Consider the following 18,474-nt stretch of genomic DNA (forward strand, 5'->3'; position numbering starts at 1 on the left):
AAACAGAAGAAAACATAAGTTTGTAGGTGAAATAAATGAAAAAATTTAAATTTAATAAAGATCAAATATCACTGTATTTAATAATGTTACCTTTCATAATATGGTATATGCTATTTATGTTCAAGCCTATGTATGGATTATTGATAGCATTTAAGGATTATAGCATATTTAAAGGTATAGCAGGAAGTCCTTGGGTAGGATTAAAACATTTTAAAATGTTCCTTACATCACCAGAATTTTTTAGAACTTTGAAAAATACATTAATGTTAAATGTATATTCATTATTAATAGAATTTCCTTTAGCTATATTAATAGCTTTAATGTTAAATGAAGTTAAGAATAAGATATTTAAAAGTTTTGTACAAACAGCTTCGTTTATACCTTACTTTATAGCTATAGTTATTGCAGCTGGGATAACTATTAATATGTTATCACCTAATACTGGGGTAGTGAATATAATATTACAAAAATTAGGTTTTGAGAAAATTTATTTCTTAATTAAACCAGAATATTTTAGAGGTATATTTGTTGGACTTAATTCATGGAAAAATACAGGATTTAACGCAATAATATATATAGCAGCTTTAACTGCTGTGGATGAGCAGCTTTATGAAGCCGCGAAAATAGATGGAGCAACAAAATTACAACAATTAATTAATATTACTATTCCAAGCATTATGCCAACTATAGTAGTAATGTTAATCTTAAAAATAGGTTCTATGTTAAGTGTTGCATTTGAAACAGTATTATTACTATATCAACCTGCTACATATGAAACAGCAGATGTAATTAGTACTTATGTATATAGAACTGGGGTAATTAATCAAGATTTTGGATTAGCAACAGCAGTAGGACTATTCAATGCTATAGTTGCAATGATATTAGTTTATGCAGCTAATACTATAAGTAAAAAAGTAGCTAATCTAGGAATATGGTAGGAGATAGAGATGAAAATAAGAATGAGTACAGATGAAAAAGTATTTAATACTATAAATTACTTTTTATTAACAGTTTTCGCAATAGTATTCCTATATCCAATAGTTTATGTGTTTTCAGCATCATTTAGTAATCCCTTTTTATTAGAAACAGGACAGGTTACATTATTACCTAAAGGATTTACTTTTGCATCTTTTATAGCTGCATTTAAAACTTCAGGTATATGGAGAGCTTATGCTAATACCATTTTTATAACTGTAGTTGGAACATTTGTAAGTATGGTATTTACAATCAGTGGTGCATATGTGTTATCAAAACCAGATTTAAAATTTAGAAAAGCAATGATAATGTTAGTTGTTGTAACTATGTGGTTTGATCCTGGTATGATACCGAAATACTTAAACTTTAGAGATTTAGGTATGATAAATAGTTATTCAGGAATAATAGTAGGTTTTGCTATAAATACATTTAATGTAATAATTTTAAAATCATTTTTTGAAAGTGTACCAAGATCATTAGAAGAATCAGCAAGAATTGATGGTGCAAGTCAGTTTAGAATTATGACTAATATATATTTACCATTATCAACTTCAGCTATAACAACAGTTTCACTATTTTATGCTATATCACGTTGGAATGGATATTTCTGGACTATGATACTTTTAAGAGATGATGCAAAGGCACCTTTACAAGTTTTCGTTAAGAAATTAATAGTAGATAAGATGTCTAGTGGTGAAGCAGCTCAATTAATTACACCAGAGAGCTTAACATCACCTCAATCAATTATTTATGCAATAATAGTAATCTCAGTATTACCTATGTTAATTGCATATCCATTTATACAAAGATTCTTTAGAAAAGGTGTAACACTTGGAGCAGTAAAAGGATAATAATAATTAAAAAATATAAATAGAAGGAGAAGAAATTATGAAAAAATTATTAGCATTAGGACTTTTAGGACTAGTATTAGCAAGTTGTGGTAAGAAAGAAGAAGCAGCTACAACAGGACCAAGAGAAACAACAATATTTGCGATGCATTTAGGGAAAGCTTTAGATCCAAGCTTACCAGTATTTGCAAAAGCTGAGCAAGATACTAATATTAAATTAGTAAATGTTGCATCTCAAAACCAAACTGACCAAATTCAAGCATTTAATTTAATGCTTACTGAAGGGAAATTACCTGATATCATTTCTTATGAATTATCAGCAGACTTAGAAAATTTAGGAATTGAAGGTGGATTAATACCTCTTGAAGATTTAATTAATGAACATGCACCTAACTTAAAGAAATTCTTTGAAGAAAATCCTAGATATAAAAAAGATGCAGTTGCAGTTGATGGACATATCTATATGATTCCAAACTATTATGATTACTTTAACTTAAAAGTATCTCAAGGATATTTCATTAGACAAGACTGGTTAGATAAATTAGGATTAAGCCAACCAAAAACAGTTGATGAACTATATACTACATTAAAAGCGTTCAGAGAGCAAGATCCAAATGGAAATGGTAAAAAAGATGAAGTTCCATTCTTCGTAAGAGCTAATAATGTAAGAAAAGTATTAACATCACTTGTTGACTTATTCAAAGCTTCACCTATATGGTATGAAGAAAATGGTATGGTTAAATATGGACCAGCACAAGATTCATTCAAACATGCAATTAAAGAATTAGCTAAATGGTATAAAGAAGGATTAATAGATGAAGAACTATTTACAAGAGGATTAGAAAGTAGAGATTACTTATTATCTAATAACTTAGGAGGAGCTACAGATGACTGGATAGCTTCAACAAGTGGATACAATGTAAGCTTAGCAGATAAAATACCAGGATTTAACTTTAAATTAGTTCTTCCATATGAATTAAATGGAAATGCAAAAACTAGACATGCTAGAACTACTTACTTAGGTGGATGGGGAATCTCTAAAGATGCTACAGATCCAGTTGCTTTAATTAAATACTTTGATTATTGGTATTCACCTGAAGGAAGAAGATTATGGAACTTTGGTATTGAAGGTTCTGAATATACTTTAGTTGATGGTAAACCAGTATTTACAGATGCAGTAATGAAAAACCCTGATGGTAAAACTCCACTAGCGGTATTAAGAGAAGTTGGAGCACAATTTAGATTAGGAGCATACCAAGATGCTGAATATGAATTAGGTTGGGCAACTGATTTAGCTAAAGAAGGATTCAAATACTATATGGATAATGATGTAGTATTAGATGAATTACCAACACTAAAATATACTAAAGAAAGATCAAAAGAATTTGTTTCTATAGATACAGCATTAAGAGCAGTTGTTGAAGAAAAAGCTCAACAATGGATCTTAGGTTCTGGAGATGTTGAAAAAGAATGGGATGCATTCATTAAGAGATTAGAAGATTTAGGATTAAAAAATGCTGAAGAAATCCAAAACGAAGCATTCAAGAGTTTCAATAAATAAATTTTAATAATGAAGGGAGAAGAAATTCTCCCTTTACTTAAACAATGGGGAGATATATGTTTGACTTTAGTATAAAGTATAACTATGTTTTAAATAATTTTGATGTAAGTAATTATCTTGAACAAGCTGAAAAAATTTTAGAGAATAAATTAATATTTATACATCCGTGGGATATGGAAAGAACCTCTACATACTATAATATACCTAAAAATTGGAATGAATTAGTAAATGAAGATGAAGAATGGATATTCATGAGAAGTCGTATGAACTATTTTGATCCTCTGTTTTTATCTTATGAAAAAAGTAAGGATATTAAATATATTAACAAAATAAAGGAAATAATATTTGACTTTATAAATAAACACAAAAAACTTAAATATGAATTAAGCACTAGAACACTAGATAGTGGAATTAGAATGGTTAATATACTTAAAAGTATAATATATCTTAAAGAAATAAACTTAATTTCTAAAGATGAAGAAGATAAAATAGTTAAACACTTAGACGATACATGCACTTATCTTTTTGATGCCTTTGTAGAAAAATATTTTCATAGTAATTGGGGATATATACAAATGGCAGGAATATATACTTTTGGTTTGATGTATAATAAAAAGTATGCAAAAAGAGCAAAAAAATACATGAAAAAACAATTAGAAATTCAATTTTTATCCGATGGACTACATATAGAAAAGTCTATGACTTATCACTATCAGATGTTAATATATACAGCGTGGATAGTTATGATAGAGAGATTATACGATATAAAAAACAGTTTATTTTTAAAATATTTAAGAAAAATGGTAGATTCAGCTCAAAAATTACATTATCCAAATTTAAGACAAATTAATTTTGGAGATAGTGATGATGATAATATAGAAGATATATTATCTATGGCGAATGCTATTTTAAAAAGAAAAAGTAAATATATGCCAAAAGAAACATCATATATGTTTGCAGGAAGTTTTTTAGATGATTATGAAGTAATAGAAAATATTTTAGATAAAAAAGAGTACTTTTTGAAAGAAAGTGGATATTATCACTTAATAAATAAGGATTATTCATTTAGTACCTATTTAACTAATATGACATCTGGGCATTTACATGTTGATTTATTTCATTTTAATTACTTTAATAAGGTAGAAATGCTTGTTGATAAAGGAAGATATACTTATTTAGAAAAAAATGAAGATAGAAATTATCTAAAAAGTGTAAGGTCTCATAATAGCTTAGTAATAGATGATAAAGAATTTTTAAATATTAAAAATTCATGGGAGTATTCAGGTAATTACCCTATAATTAATCCTATGGAAAGAATAGAAGAAAATGGAGTAGTTTCTCTAAAATTAAGTGCTTTTGATATAGATGCTAATGCATATATTGAAAGAAGATATATACTTTGTGAAGATAATGTAATAATAATAAATAGAATATATACTAAAGGTAAACATAAAGTTAAATTTTACTATAACCTTCATCCAAAACTGTCATTTAATTTAGAAAGTAAAAGAATACTTTTAAATAAGGAAATATATTTTGAAATAGGTAAATATATTATTGATGAAGGTATATATAGTAGTAAGTACAATGAAAAAGAAAATAATAAGGTAGTAATGGCAGAATATGAATTTGTAGATAAAATACAAGTAATACATAAAATACTAAATAAGGGAGTAATGTTTGAAGAAATAGAAAGCGATGAAAATATTTATTCCTTTAAAATTACTACTAAAGATAAGAAGTATAATATATTTTGTAAAAATGAAGATAGTATAGAGAAACAAAATGTTTCCTATATACAAAGTAGTGCGATATATAATAAATTTAAGGTGGAGATTAAATGAAAAAAATAATAATATTTTTTACACTAATTTTAGGAATTTTAAGTTTTAATAGTGAGACTAAAGAGATACAAAATATGAAAATGAAATGGAAGGAATTTTTATTGAGTGTACCTCATAATATATCTTTAAAAGAGATATCTGCAGTAGATAAAGAAAAAAATTTAGAAAAACTAAATAAGAGTTCTAAAGATATTTTAAATAGAATTACTGTATATGAAACACAAGATTATGCTTTTAAAAATTATAAAGATATGAATAATGGGGATCATGTATTAAAATCTTTAAGAGATGTACAGGCTTTAATGAAGGCTTATCTTACTCCTGGTACAGAAGTTTATGGAGATAAGGAAGTAAAAGAAATGATGAACCTTGCATTAGAGATAATATCAAATAAAGGTTATGTTGAAGGTGAAATGGAAAAAGGAAATTGGTGGCATTGGGAAATAGGTATACCTAAAACACTTAATGAGTTACTAATTATAGGTGAGGGAATAATAGATAAGGAAATTGAAACTAAATTATTAAAAGCTTCACATTATTTCCAACCAGATCCTGAATTTTCAGGTCTTTCTCCTGCAGCAGCAACTTCTACTAGCCCGAATAAAAGAATATCTACTGGGGGGAATAGAACGGATACAGCTTTAGTTACTTATGGTAGAGGAATAATTGAAGGTAATGCAAGCGAAATAAAAAGAGCTATAGATTCAGTTGCTATAGTTGGAGAATTTGTTGAAAAAGGTGATGGATTCTATAAAGATCATTCATTTGTTCAACACGGAAATGTAGCATATAGTGGGACATATGGACAAGTATTATTAAATGGACTTTCAATGTTTATATATCTTACTGGAGATACTTCATTTGAAATTAATAATCCAAACATTAATAATGTTTATGAAGTAATAGTTAATGGATATCCTTATTTATTAATTAATGGTGGAATTAATGATTCAGTTAATGGTAGAACTATAAGTAGAGATAATTCAAGTGACCTAGAAAGAGCAAGAGGAATAATTAATTCATTAGCATTAATATCTCGTGGTGCAAATAAGGAATATAAAGGTAAAATTGAAGCTTTAGTAAAAAAAGCTATAGTTGATAATAATGCAGAATACATGCCAGATTTTGTAAATAATTTAGTAATAAAAAATATATTGAAAGATATAGCTGATGATAAAGAAATTAAATCTATGAATGTTAGTGGAACTAAAGTATTTTCATATATGGATAGAGCTGTTAGTATAGGTGATAATGGATTAAAATTTGTAGTTTCTATGCATTCTAATAGAATAGCAAACTTTGAAACTATGAATAAAGAAAACTTAAAAGGTTGGTATACTGGTGATGGTATGACATACATATACACTAATAATTCAGGTGATTTTATAGAATATTGGCCAACGATTAATCCTTTAAGATTAGCAGGTACTACAGAAAGTACTAAAGATAGAACCATTGCAAGTGGAGAAAGAAGACTTGCAAAAGATTTAAGTCCAAAAACTTGGGTAGGTGGAGCAAGTAATGGGAATGTAGCTTTTGTAGGTATGGACTTTATTTCTTGGAATAATCTAACAGAGGCTAAAAAAAGCTACTTACTATTAAATGGTACTATGGTTGCTATGGGATCAAATATTAAAAGTACTGATGGTGAAGTAATAACTGTAGTTGATAATAGAATAAATAATGATAGTGCTAATAAATTAGTATATACACCTTTAAAAGATACTTTAATAGAAAAAAATATAGTTGAAAGAAGTGGAAGCTTTAAAGAATTAGGTGGGAAAAAAGCTGATATAATTAATAAAGAATATGTAGAATTAGTAATTAATCACGGAAATAATCCTGAAAATGCTAATTATGCTTATGCTGTTTCAGATAAAGAAATTAAAGATATTGAAATACTTAAATTAGATGAATTTGCTCATATAGTTAAAAAGGATAATTTATTAGCAATAAATTCTTGGACGGATAATAAAATATATGTAGATGGAATAGAAATTAATAATGAATTGTCATTAATAAAAGAAACAAATGATAAAGGAATGTATGTTACTATAGCAGATCCAAATCATATTTTAGAAGAAGCTAAGATAGTAATAGATGGTAAATATGATTTAGAAATATTAAATGATAATGTTGTATTAGAAAATTTAGGTAATAAGACATTTTTAAGTTTTAAATTAAATAAAAATGGTCTTAGCAATACTGTAAAATTAATTAAAAAATAGATGGGATTAATATGGAAAAGAAATACAATTTGATTTTTCTTTTTGCGGATCAATGGAGAAGAAATGCAGCAGGTTTTGTGGGAAAAGAAGATGTAATTACACCAAATATAGATAAGTTTTCAAATGAAGCATTAGTCTTTGCTAATGCTGTAAGTACAGGACCTCTGTGTTCTCCTAGTAGAGCTAGTATACTTACTGGAACATATCCGGCTACTCATGGAGTATGGACTAATTGTAAAACAGGACTTTATGATGTATGGTTAAAAGAAGAATCTATAACAATAACAGATGTATTAAAAGAAAATGATTACTATATAGGATATATAGGGAAGTGGCATTTAGATAATCCAGAAGAAAATGTGGAAAATAAACCAAAATCAGGGGCAAGAGATTGGGATGCATATACACCACCTGGTAAGAAGAGACATGGTATAGATTATTGGTATTCTTATGGGGCCTATGATAATCATTTAAAACCACATTATTGGGAAGATACTAATGAGATGATAGAAATAGATAAGTGGTCTGTAGAGCATGAAACTGATAAGGCTTTAGAATTTTTATGTAAAAATAAGGAAAAGCAATTTGCACTATTTTTATCTTGGAATCCTCCTCATACACCACTTGATTTAGTACCTGAAAAATATCTTAAATTGTATGAAAATACGGAGGTTAGGGTAAGTGATAATATAATATTAAATGATGTAATAGATCATACAAAAACGATGCCTAATGCCTTGAATTTCACAGAAGATGAATTTCAAGAGACACTAAAAAAATATTATGCAGCAATTAGTGGCATAGATGAAAATTTTGGAAGAATAATAGATTATTTAAAGGAAAATAACCTATATGATAATAGTATAATAGTTTTAACGGCAGATCATGGTGAAATGTTATGTTCTCATGGACTATGGAGTAAACATGTTTGGTATGAGGAATCTATAGGTATACCATTTATGATTAAATATGGAGATAATAAAGGTATAACTGAAAGTGTATTAAGCGGAGTAGATATTATACCAACCTTATTATCATTACTTGAATTAAAAATACCTGAAACTGTTGAAGGTAAAGATTTAAAAGAAGTAATAAGTAATTCTAAAGAAGATGTTGAAAATATAGCAATAATAGCGGCATATCCAGGACAAATAAAGGCTATAGAAAAGTTTAAAAAAGAAAATTTAAATAGTTTAGATTTTGGTTGGCGTGCTGTAAGAAGTAGGAATCATACTTTTGTAATAAATAAAGGATATGAGCCAGGAAAAGAAATTGAAACACTATTATATAACAACAAAGAGGATGTATATCAACTTAATCCTAAGGTTAATAATAGCATTGATGAAGATGGTATTGCAAATAAATTAAATGATATTTTACAAAAATGGCTAAAAGAACATAATGATGGATTTTAGATAAGGAGATTTTATGGAATTATTAAAAGAAGTAAGAGAAAAATTCGAAAATATGGATTTAAAAGATGAGGTAATATATAGAGGATTGCATGAAGCATTGACAATAGTAGATCAAAATAGTGATGTATTTATTAATCATTTTCCTAGACCATCAAGTGTTAATAATATCTATCCTGCAATCTTAAATGGTGGTGAATGGGATGATTGGACTAGTGGATTTTGGACTGGGATTTTATGGTTAGCTTATGAAATTACATTAGAAGAAAAATATAGAAAAGTTGCAGATTATCAATTAAAAACATATAAGGAAAGAATAGATAATAATATTGCAGTAGATCATCACGATTTAGGTTTCTTATACATTCCATCAGTAATTGCAAATTATAAAATAACTAATTCTGAAGTTGCTAAAGAAACAGGAATTAAAGCAGCAGATGTTTTAATGAGAAGATATAGAGAAAAAGGTGAATTTATACAAGCTTGGGGAGTATTAGATAAGCCTGAAGATTACAGACTAATTATAGATTGTAATTTAAATGTACCTCTTCTATTTTGGGCAAGTGATGTAACTGGTGATATGAAGTATAGAGAAGTTGCGACTAAACATTTAGAAACAGTATCTAAAGTAATAGTAAGAGATAATGGAACAACTTTCCATACATATTTCTTTGATACTGAAACAGGAAATCCTTTAAAAGGTGTTACAGCACAAGGGAAATCTGATGATTCAACATGGGCAAGAGGTCAAGCATGGGGAGTATATGGATTTGCATTAGCATATAGACATTTAGGAGATAAAAAATTCATAGATTTATATAAAAAAGTAACTAATACTTTCTTAAATAAATTACCTAAAGATAATGTATGTTATTGGGATATGGACTTTAAACCTGAAGATATGGAAGAAAGAGATAGTTCTTCATCTGCTATTGCAGCTTGTGGAATTTTAGAAATGCATAAATATTTACCTGATGATGATCCAGATAAAAAAGTTTACTTTAATGCAGCTATGGCTATGATAAAAGCATTAATAGAAGGATATACAACTAAGGGAATGAATTCAAATGCTATATTAAAAGAAGCAGTTTATTCTAAACCACATAATAACGGTGTTGGAGAAAGTTGTATTTGGGGAGATTATTTCTATATGGAAGCATTAGTTAGAATATTAAAACCTGAATGGAATATATATTGGTAAGGAGTAGATAATGAAAAATAGATTAATCTTGTTATCTCTACTAGGAATGTTAGTGCATGCAAATGAAAATACTACTAGTGGATATGTTAAAAGTGATTTAAAATATACTCATAAACTTAGAGAAATTGAATATAATAGTGAAGGTGTAAAAACTGAAAAAATAGAAAAACCATTGGTTAAAAATACAAATTTTGTATTAGATGCAGGTCTTTATTTATACCAAGATAAAAATCTATATGTATATGGTGGGGTTGAAACACAAAATAAAAAAGAAGAAAATAAAAAGGATAATAAATATCAAAATTACTATTTTGGAGCAAGGTTAGATGCACCTTTAAGTGATAAATTTGATTTAGTATTAAATGTTGCACATAAAAAAGGCTATGTTGTAAATAAAAAGTTAGTTGAAAAAGAAAATGGTAAAAATAAAATAAAAAAAGTTGAAAGTAAAAAAGTATTTGAAAATGCTATTAATGAACATTTAAAAGTTAAGGATAGAAATTTTGATTTAAAAGAAAATGGATATGAATTAGATGTAGATAAAAATACATTAATTTCTGCAGTGTTAAATGGAAAAGTAAATAGAAAGACAAATATGATACTTGGATCAATATATACTAGTGATAATATGGAATTTGGAACTCATAAATATCAAGGGTTTATTAAAACTACAGGAAAAGTAAATAATAAAACATTCTTAAAAACTGAAAATCTATATACAGTTGATAAAGATAATGTAGAAATGTTTGGAGGAATATTATCTAAGTATAATGTGGATACTAAATTATCTAATAAACAAAGTTTAAGTAATGAAATTTCGTTTGAAGCGAAAAAATTATCAAAAATAAATAATTTTGAATTCAAATCTTTAAATGAGTATAAAAATAGTGAAATAGATAATTTATCTCTTACTACTAATGTTGACTATATTGCATTAGTAGATGCTCGTCAAGGTGGAGATTATGAACATAAACCTCAAATTAAGCTTATGGGTGAGTATAAGTTTGGTAATACTAAAGTTATATCAGATATTTCAGATAAAGTTGAAATAAAACATAATTTTGAAACTAAACCTGTAATTAGTAAGTTTAAGAATACATTTAATACAGGAATATCTATAGTAAATAATGTAGATAATTTTGGTAAAAAACTTGAGGCTAAATATAAGTTGGTTTCAGAAGATTTACAAAATGAAAGTTCAAATCACAAATTAACTCATGAGTTATTAGTTGGTCAAAGTTTTTGGTATAAAAATAGTGATAGAAAACATTCATTAGATTTAAGATATAATATGAAATTTGATGAAAAATTTGATAATAGTATATTTGCTATTATATCTAATGAAAAGAAATATACTATAGACAATAATAACATAGATTTAAAATTAGACTTGTATAACTATACTAATTTTGATACTAAAGAAACTAAAATTCAAGGTAAGATATTCAATGCTTTCTTATTAGATAGTAATATGAAATTTACTAATACAACAGGTAAATTAAAATCCACTTTATTTTCTGAATTACAATACTACAATCTATTTAAAGAAAAAGGAAATGCAAAAGGAGAAAATAATGTAGTAAATTCTGTATTATCTAAATTAAATCTAGAGTTAAGATATGCTGCAAGTAGAAAAGTTGATACAGTATTTAATTTAAATAATACTTATGGATATAATTTCTTACAACAAGAGTATTACAGAGTTACTAGAGATTTCATTAAAAATTTTGGTGCAGGAAAATATAAGGATGCTGAATACAGTGCAATAGATAATTATGCTAAAACTTTAGATGCTAGTAGACAAGATTCATATGTTGCAACTTTATCTAATGTAGATAAAGTTGAATCAGAAATTAATACTCTACATTCTTTAAGAATGAGTCCAAAATTTTCTGTAGTTATTAAAGAATTAGATGGTAGATTACAATTAATTCCATATATCGAAGGTATTCTAGACTTTAAAAACTATAAATATAACTCAGCTTCTTATGCAAAAGAACTTAAAGAGAAAAAAGCAGAATTAGATAAAGCACCTAACGGAACTAAAGAAAGAAAAGAAAAACTTGATATATACAGGGCAGCAATTAAAGATACAGAAGCTAATAAAAAGTTTAATTTTAGAAATTTTGAAGGTAGAATAGGAATTAATGTTAAATACAGTTGGTAAATAATTTGACTTTTGACTAAAATAATGTATAATATTAATAATATATTATTTAGGAGGTATAAATGAAAAAAATATTAGGATTTCTATTTTTATTATTAATTTTTACTGTTTCTTGTAGTACTACACCTAAAATTAGTCCTGAAGAAATAAAGATGATGACAACTAGGGTATATAAATATCCTATGAAAGATGTATATACTGCAACTAGAAATGTTATAGTAAACAGAGAATTTAATTTATTAAGTTCTAGTTTAGAAGATGGATTAATTAAAGGATATGCTGAAGTTCAAACTAGTGATGAGGCATTTAATGTACTAATAGGATCTAAGGTTACAAGAAGTAATACTATAGATGCTGTTTTAACTTCAAGAGGTGAAGATGTAGAAGTTAGACTATTAGTAAGTGAACAATTTAAAGATGAGGACGGAATAGGAATACTTGATGTTCTATCATTTAATTTTAAAACTTCTAAAGAAACTACAAAATTAACTCCAATATATAATGTAGAATTATATAACAAATTATTTGATGAAATACAAAAAGAATTATCTAAATAATAAAAATCCTCTAGAATTATTCTAGAGGATTTTATATAATATAAATAAAATAGGAGGTATATATATGTATATTACAAAAGGTAAAAGTTTAGAAAAATATGAAGTAACAACTGAAACTAATGGAAGTGTATACAATATGGACTATAAAAAAGTAGAGCCTATAGGAACAAGTCCAGTAGGATTATTAAATTCTGCTTTAGTTGGATGTATAATAATGGGTATTAAATCTTACTATAATATTATGGGTATAGATGTTAAAGTAGAAGTAGAATCAAGATTAGATGGAATGAATATTGATATGGACATTCAAATAGATACAGAAATAAGTGAAGCAGAACTTGAAAGATTATTAGTATTTATTGATGAAAAATGTACAGTTTCAAAAATGTTATCAAAAGATGTAAAAGTTACTAAAAAGATTAGAGGTGTATAATGAAATTTATAATAGAAGATAGTTATTGGAACATTTTTCCTAATTCAAAATTAGGTGTGATATTGATAGAAAATATGGATAATACAGGTGAGAGTTCAAATGAAATAAAAGAAATATTGGCTAAATCTCATGAAGAAGCTAGAAAATTTTTTGTTAAAGATACCTTTAGTGAAAATCCAGTAATTTCTATATGGAGAGATGCTTATCAAAAGTTTAAAACAAAAAAAGGAGTTAGATCTTCTATAGAGGCTTTGTTAAAAAGGGTAGAAAAAGGTAATGAAATTTCTAGTATTAATCCTCTTGTAGATTTATATAATTCTATTTCACTTAAGTATGCAATGCCATGTGGGGCAGAAGATAGTGATACTTTTGTTGGAATTCTAAGACTAGGAATAACAGAAGGTGGAGATGAATTCTATTTAATTGGAGAAGAAGAAAATACTCCAACTTTACCAGGAGAACTTTGCTATAAAGATGATGCTGGTGCTGTATGTAGATGTTTTAACTGGAGAGATGGTAAGAGAACTATGGTTACAGATAAAACGAAAAATGCCTTTTTAATAATAGAACTATTAGATAATGCAAGAGAAGATGAACTAAATATTGCATTAAATGAACTTTCAGAAAATATACAAAAGTATTTAAAAGCAAGTACTAAAATTTATGTATTAGATAAAGAAAATTCAGAGATATAGTAAAAAAAGCTCAATAAAATGAGCTTTTTTCTATTTACAAGATTTAACGAATAAATCAAATATTGGTTTTGAATTATCTAATACTTCAGGATGCCATTGAACGGCTAAAACATTTCCATATTTTATACCCTCAATTATACCATCATTTGCAGTTGCAATGATTTCAAAATCAGGTGCTAGTTTATCTATGGCTTGATGATGATATGAGTTAACAAATATCTCGTTTTTTTCATATATTTTTTCAAGTATACCATTTAAATTTATCTTGTGACTAGGCAAATTAAATCTTGTTTTTTGAGTATGTTGTATAACTTCGTTTTTATGTAATGAAATATCCTGATAAAGAGTACCACCAAAGACAACATTAATAAGTTGTAGACCTCTACAAATACCAAGTATAGGTTTACCTAATTTAAAAACTTCCTTTATAAGTCTGATTTCAAATTCATCTCTTTTTTGTAAAGTAGCACCTAATAATTTATGTGGCTCTTGACCATAATATAGTGGGGTTACATCATAACCTCCTGTAACTAATAACCCGTCTATCATTTCAGCATACTTTTTAATAATATCTATTTCATCATTTACTGGTAATACTATAGGAGTAGCATTAGACTTAATTATACTATTAATATATCCTTCGGAAATATATGTTTCACCTAATCCAGAGAATACTCCTTCATTTTCATATCTTAAACTGCTTGTAATACCTATTAATACATTTTTCATTGAATCACCTCACCAATTTTGTATATATATTATATATCTAATAGTATTTTTTGTAAATAGTTATAGATAAAAAAACTAGAGTAATTGTAAATTCAAGCATTTTGAAAGTTATTTCCAATCGAGGTTAAAAAAGTATGAAAAATATCACATAATTAAAGTTGACAAAAAATGTGGGGGGGGGGTATAATATCTAAGAATTTAAAATATTTTTTTCACATATAAAAGGTATTAAAATAAAAAATGAGTTTAATGGTATATATTAAGGTGTGAAAAATATAACTACAATATAAAGAGGGAGAGATTGTATGAAAAAATTAACACTACAAGAGGTAAGAAGAAACCTAAAAAGAGTACTAAAAGAAAGATTAAGAATTAGTGAAAAATCAATTATCACTTTTTTAATCACAGGACTATTGTCTGCAAACCTATTTGCAGCAGAAGGATTATTTAAATTTGAAAATCCTCAAAATACTATTAGTACTAGATTTAGAAGTGTAGAACCAACAAGTGGATATACATATGAAAGCACAGATTTTGTGACTAAGGCCGAATATGATGAATTTATAAAAGATGTTATTACACCTATGTCTCAAGAAGTTGCAACTATTGGACCATTATCTACTGTTGTTAATAAATTAAAAGTTGATAAATTAGATAAATCCGTAGCAGCAGAAACTTATGCTACAAAAACAGAATTAAATGATAATATAGAATATGTAAAAGGTTTAATTAATGAAACTTCAAGTTCAATTGATGTATTAGATAAAAAAGTAGAAAAAAATTATACTACTAAAGTAGAACATAATACATTAACTGAAAAAGTAAACACAGTAGAAGAAACAGCAAATACAGCAAGAGATAAATCAGTTGCAAATGAAAATGCATTAAGAACAAAAGCAGAACAAAGTGAATTAGAAAAAACAAATGCAAAAGTAACTGCATTAGAAGATGATAAATTATCAAAAACAGAAGCATCTAATACTTATGCAACAAAACAAGAAGTAGATGAAAAAATAGCAACAAAAGTAGATGAAAGTAAAGTAACTGAATTAACTGAAAAAGTAAACACAGTAGAAGAAACAGCAAATACAGCAAGAGATAAATCAGTTGCAAATGAAAATGCATTAAGAACAAAAGCAGAACAAAGTGAATTAGAAAAAACAAATGCAAAAGTAACTGCATTAGAAGATGATAAATTATCAAAAACAGAAGCGTCTAATACTTATGCAACAAAACAAGAAGTAGATGAAAAAATAGCAACAAAAGCAGATGAAAGTAAAGTAACTGAATTAACTGAAAAAGTAAACACAGTAGAAGAAACAGCAAATACAGCAAGAGATAAATCAGTTGCAAATGAAAATGCATTAAGAACAAAAGCAGAACAAAGTGAATTAGAAAAAACAAATACAAAAGTAACTGCATTAGAAAATGATAAATTATCAAAAACAGAAGCATCTAATACTTATGCAACAAAACAAGAAGTAGATGAAAAAATAGCAACAAAAGCAGATGAAAGTAAAGTAACTGAATTAACTGAAAAAGTAAACACAGTAGAAGAAACAGCAAATACAGCAAGAGATAAATCAGTTGCAAATGAAAATACATTAAGAACAAAAGCAGAACAAAGTGAATTAGAAAAAACAAATGCAAAAGTAACTGCATTAGAAGATGATAAATTATCAAAAACAGAAGCATCTAATACTTATGCAACAAAACAAGAAGTAGATGAAAAAATAGCAACAAAAGCAGATGAAAGTAAAGTAACTGAATTAACTGAAAAAGTAAACACAGTAGAAGAAACAGCAAATACAGCAAGAGATAAATCAGTTGCAAATGAAAATGCATTAAGAACAAAAGCAGAACAAAGTGAATTAGAAAAAACAAATACAAAAGTAACTGCATTAGAAGATGATAAATTATCAAAAACAGAAGCATCTAATACTTATGCAACAAAAGATGAATTAACTACAGTAGATAATAAAGTAGCTACTAAAGCAGATCAAAGTGCATTAGATTCTACAGATGCTAAAGTTACTGCTTTAGAAAATGATAAATTATCTAAAACTGAAGCTGCTACAACTTATGTTACTAAAGCGCAATTAGATGCTTTACAACCAGCACAAATTGGAAATAGAATTGAAGAAAATAAAGCGGCTATAGCAACTAAACTAAATGTTAATTTAGATAATATGACAGAATTATCAGATGTAGCTAAAACTAAATTTATTTCAAAATTAAGTGAAAATGCAAGTTTAACTGCACCAACTAAAGCGTTTATTACAGATGAGTTCTTAAAGAATAATGCAGTAGATTTAATCAAGACTAATATTATTTCTGATACATTAAGTATTACAGAATCAAATAAAAAAGTTAAAATAGAACTTAATTCAGATATTAAGACTAGATTAGATGAAATTGGAACTGGGGTAATAAGTGCAAATGAAACTAAGACAGTTTCAGGAAGTACAGTTCATAATTATGTTGAACAAAAAATGGCTGAAAGTCAAGTAGTTGCAAGTGGAATAGCTAATGCAGTTGCTATGGCATCATTACCAGTAAACTTCGCAGATGGTGTACATTCTCATGGATTAGCAGCATCTTATGGAAACTATGGTTCAAATCATGCATTTGCATTTGGATTAAGTGGACAAGGACTTGGTATTACATACAAACTTGCAGCAAGTGTTAATACTCAAGCTAAATTCTCTATAGGAGCTGGACTTGGATATGTGTTCTACAAACAACCAGAAGTTAGTACAACTTCAAATGATACAAACTATATGAAATTAGAACAAGAAAATGCAAGTTTAAGAAATGAATTAAATGAATTAAAAGCACAAATAATGAAAATGCAAGAAATGATAGAAAAACTTAAATAAAAAATATCCTCCCGTTTGGGAGGATATTTTTACATTATTTGTATCTTTTCCATACTTGAGTTTTACCTATTAAAGTTACACCAGGTAAATGCCCTCTAACTTTTAATGTTCCATTTTCTTGTAAGAACATATAGCAATCATATGTTTTACCTGTAGATGGATCATAAATTTTTCCTTTTTCATACATGTCTTTAGATTCGTTATATGTGAAACCACTTACAAAATCTATTCCTTCTAAAGTTCTAGATTGTTTTGATTTATCAGGGTTATTAACATCTTTTTTTAATTTCCCTTTATCATCGAATCTTTCTGTTAATTGATAAATTTTTCCGTACACTTTATTATTTTTCTCATATATGTCAACAATTATTCTATTGCTTTCAGAACTTGTTTCAGTAATCCATCTACCGAATGCATATTCCTTAGCTGCCATAGAAAAAATTGGCAATAACATTACTGTTAAAAAATAAAAAAATCTTTTCATCATATCCTCCTTTTTTACACCTGAAAAATAGGTGTATAATTAATGATACCAACTAATTATAATATAGTCAATAACAAATTTTTTAAGTGTAATGGGAAATTTTAAATGCACAAATTTTTTTTATTTTTTGATAATTGTGTAGAGCAAATGCACAATATTTTGTTTTCTAAAAACTTAAATTTATGTTAAAATTATTTTGATGATTTGTTATTTTTATTATACGTACTTACAACAATATCATCTGCGTTTATTTCCTCTATATTTAATGCTTTTAATATTCTATTTGGATAAGATGATAAAAACATTTCTATAGGGGATTTATTATTATATTTATTTTTATACATACTATTTATATTAGAAACTATAAAGTCAATATCATCTTGTTCATAATCATTTATATTTCTTCCTTTTGGTATATATCTCCTAAGTATAGTGTGTTTATTTTCTATGTTTGGTTTTTG

The 18,474-nt window shown here is 26.8% G+C and carries 14 protein-coding genes and 1 pseudogene; 12 read left to right on the forward strand and 3 right to left on the reverse strand.

The features are described from left to right. Positions 1–35: 35 nt before the first annotated feature. The 11 genes from AYC60_RS06590 (at position 36) to AYC60_RS06640 (ending at position 13,921) form a co-directional block, all read left to right on the forward strand. Positions 36–938, forward strand: a complete 903-nt coding sequence (locus AYC60_RS06590) for an ABC transporter permease (protein ID WP_067322704.1) — start codon at positions 36–38, stop codon at positions 936–938. A gap of 9 nt (positions 939–947) precedes the next feature. Continuing rightward, entirely contained in the window at positions 948–1,826 is an 879-nt protein-coding gene (locus tag AYC60_RS06595) for a carbohydrate ABC transporter permease (protein WP_067322707.1), read from the forward strand. A gap of 37 nt (positions 1,827–1,863) precedes the next feature. Next, on the forward strand, positions 1,864–3,384 hold the full coding sequence (locus AYC60_RS06600) for an extracellular solute-binding protein (RefSeq protein ID WP_067322710.1): 1,521 nt from the start codon (positions 1,864–1,866) through the stop codon (positions 3,382–3,384). Between the two features lie 56 nt (positions 3,385–3,440). Further along, positions 3,441–5,228: a heparinase II/III family protein gene (locus AYC60_RS06605; RefSeq protein WP_067322714.1), complete on the forward strand. Its 1,788-nt coding sequence runs from the start codon at positions 3,441–3,443 to the stop codon at positions 5,226–5,228. Further along, the gene (locus AYC60_RS06610) at positions 5,225–7,456 is read left to right on the forward strand and encodes a polysaccharide lyase 8 family protein (RefSeq protein ID WP_067322717.1); all 2,232 of its coding nucleotides are present in this window, start codon (positions 5,225–5,227) and stop codon (positions 7,454–7,456) included. The genes AYC60_RS06605 and AYC60_RS06610 overlap by 4 nt, the downstream gene beginning before the upstream one ends. An 11-nt stretch (positions 7,457–7,467) precedes the next feature. Then, on the forward strand, positions 7,468–8,871 hold the full coding sequence (locus AYC60_RS06615; RefSeq protein WP_067322719.1) for a sulfatase family protein: 1,404 nt from the start codon (positions 7,468–7,470) through the stop codon (positions 8,869–8,871). A gap of 13 nt (positions 8,872–8,884) precedes the next feature. After that, complete coding sequence (locus tag AYC60_RS06620) at positions 8,885–10,069, forward strand: glycoside hydrolase family 88 protein (RefSeq protein WP_067322720.1); 1,185 nt, start codon at positions 8,885–8,887, stop codon at positions 10,067–10,069. A gap of 10 nt (positions 10,070–10,079) precedes the next feature. Further along, entirely contained in the window at positions 10,080–12,236 is a 2,157-nt protein-coding gene (locus tag AYC60_RS06625) for a hypothetical protein (protein ID WP_067322723.1), read from the forward strand. A gap of 62 nt (positions 12,237–12,298) precedes the next feature. Next, the gene (locus AYC60_RS06630; protein WP_067322726.1) at positions 12,299–12,793 is read left to right on the forward strand and encodes a hypothetical protein; all 495 of its coding nucleotides are present in this window, start codon (positions 12,299–12,301) and stop codon (positions 12,791–12,793) included. Between the two features lie 64 nt (positions 12,794–12,857). Next, complete coding sequence (locus AYC60_RS06635; protein WP_067322729.1) at positions 12,858–13,226, forward strand: OsmC family protein; 369 nt, start codon at positions 12,858–12,860, stop codon at positions 13,224–13,226. After that, a complete protein-coding gene (locus AYC60_RS06640; RefSeq protein ID WP_156447693.1) occupies positions 13,226–13,921 on the forward strand; it encodes a B3/B4 domain-containing protein in 696 nt (231 codons plus the stop codon). Before AYC60_RS06635 ends, AYC60_RS06640 begins: the two co-directional genes overlap by 1 nt. Before the next feature lie 30 nt (positions 13,922–13,951). Here AYC60_RS06640 and AYC60_RS06645 read toward each other — a convergent pair whose 3' ends face one another. Further along, on the reverse strand, positions 13,952–14,650 hold the full coding sequence (locus tag AYC60_RS06645) for a gamma-glutamyl-gamma-aminobutyrate hydrolase family protein (RefSeq protein WP_067322735.1): 699 nt from the start codon (positions 14,648–14,650) through the stop codon (positions 13,952–13,954). A 305-nt stretch (positions 14,651–14,955) separates the two neighbouring features. Here AYC60_RS06645 and AYC60_RS06650 point away from each other — a divergent pair, with 305 nt between their 5' ends. Continuing rightward, positions 14,956–17,529 carry a hypothetical protein gene (locus AYC60_RS06650; RefSeq protein ID WP_067322737.1) on the forward strand — a complete coding sequence of 858 codons (2,574 nt, stop codon included), beginning with the start codon at positions 14,956–14,958 and terminating at the stop codon, positions 17,527–17,529. A 34-nt stretch (positions 17,530–17,563) separates the two neighbouring features. Here AYC60_RS06650 and AYC60_RS06655 read toward each other — a convergent pair whose 3' ends face one another. Both AYC60_RS06655 and AYC60_RS09130 read right to left on the reverse strand, forming a co-directional pair. Continuing rightward, a complete protein-coding gene (locus tag AYC60_RS06655; RefSeq protein WP_067322740.1) occupies positions 17,564–18,013 on the reverse strand; it encodes a DUF2147 domain-containing protein in 450 nt (149 codons plus the stop codon). Between the two features lie 191 nt (positions 18,014–18,204). Next, positions 18,205–18,474, reverse strand: a pseudogene (locus AYC60_RS09130) (IS30 family transposase); the annotation flags it as partial.

The sequence above is a fragment of the Streptobacillus felis genome (genome assembly GCF_001559775.1).
Lineage (GTDB): Bacteria > Fusobacteriota > Fusobacteriia > Fusobacteriales > Leptotrichiaceae > Streptobacillus > Streptobacillus felis.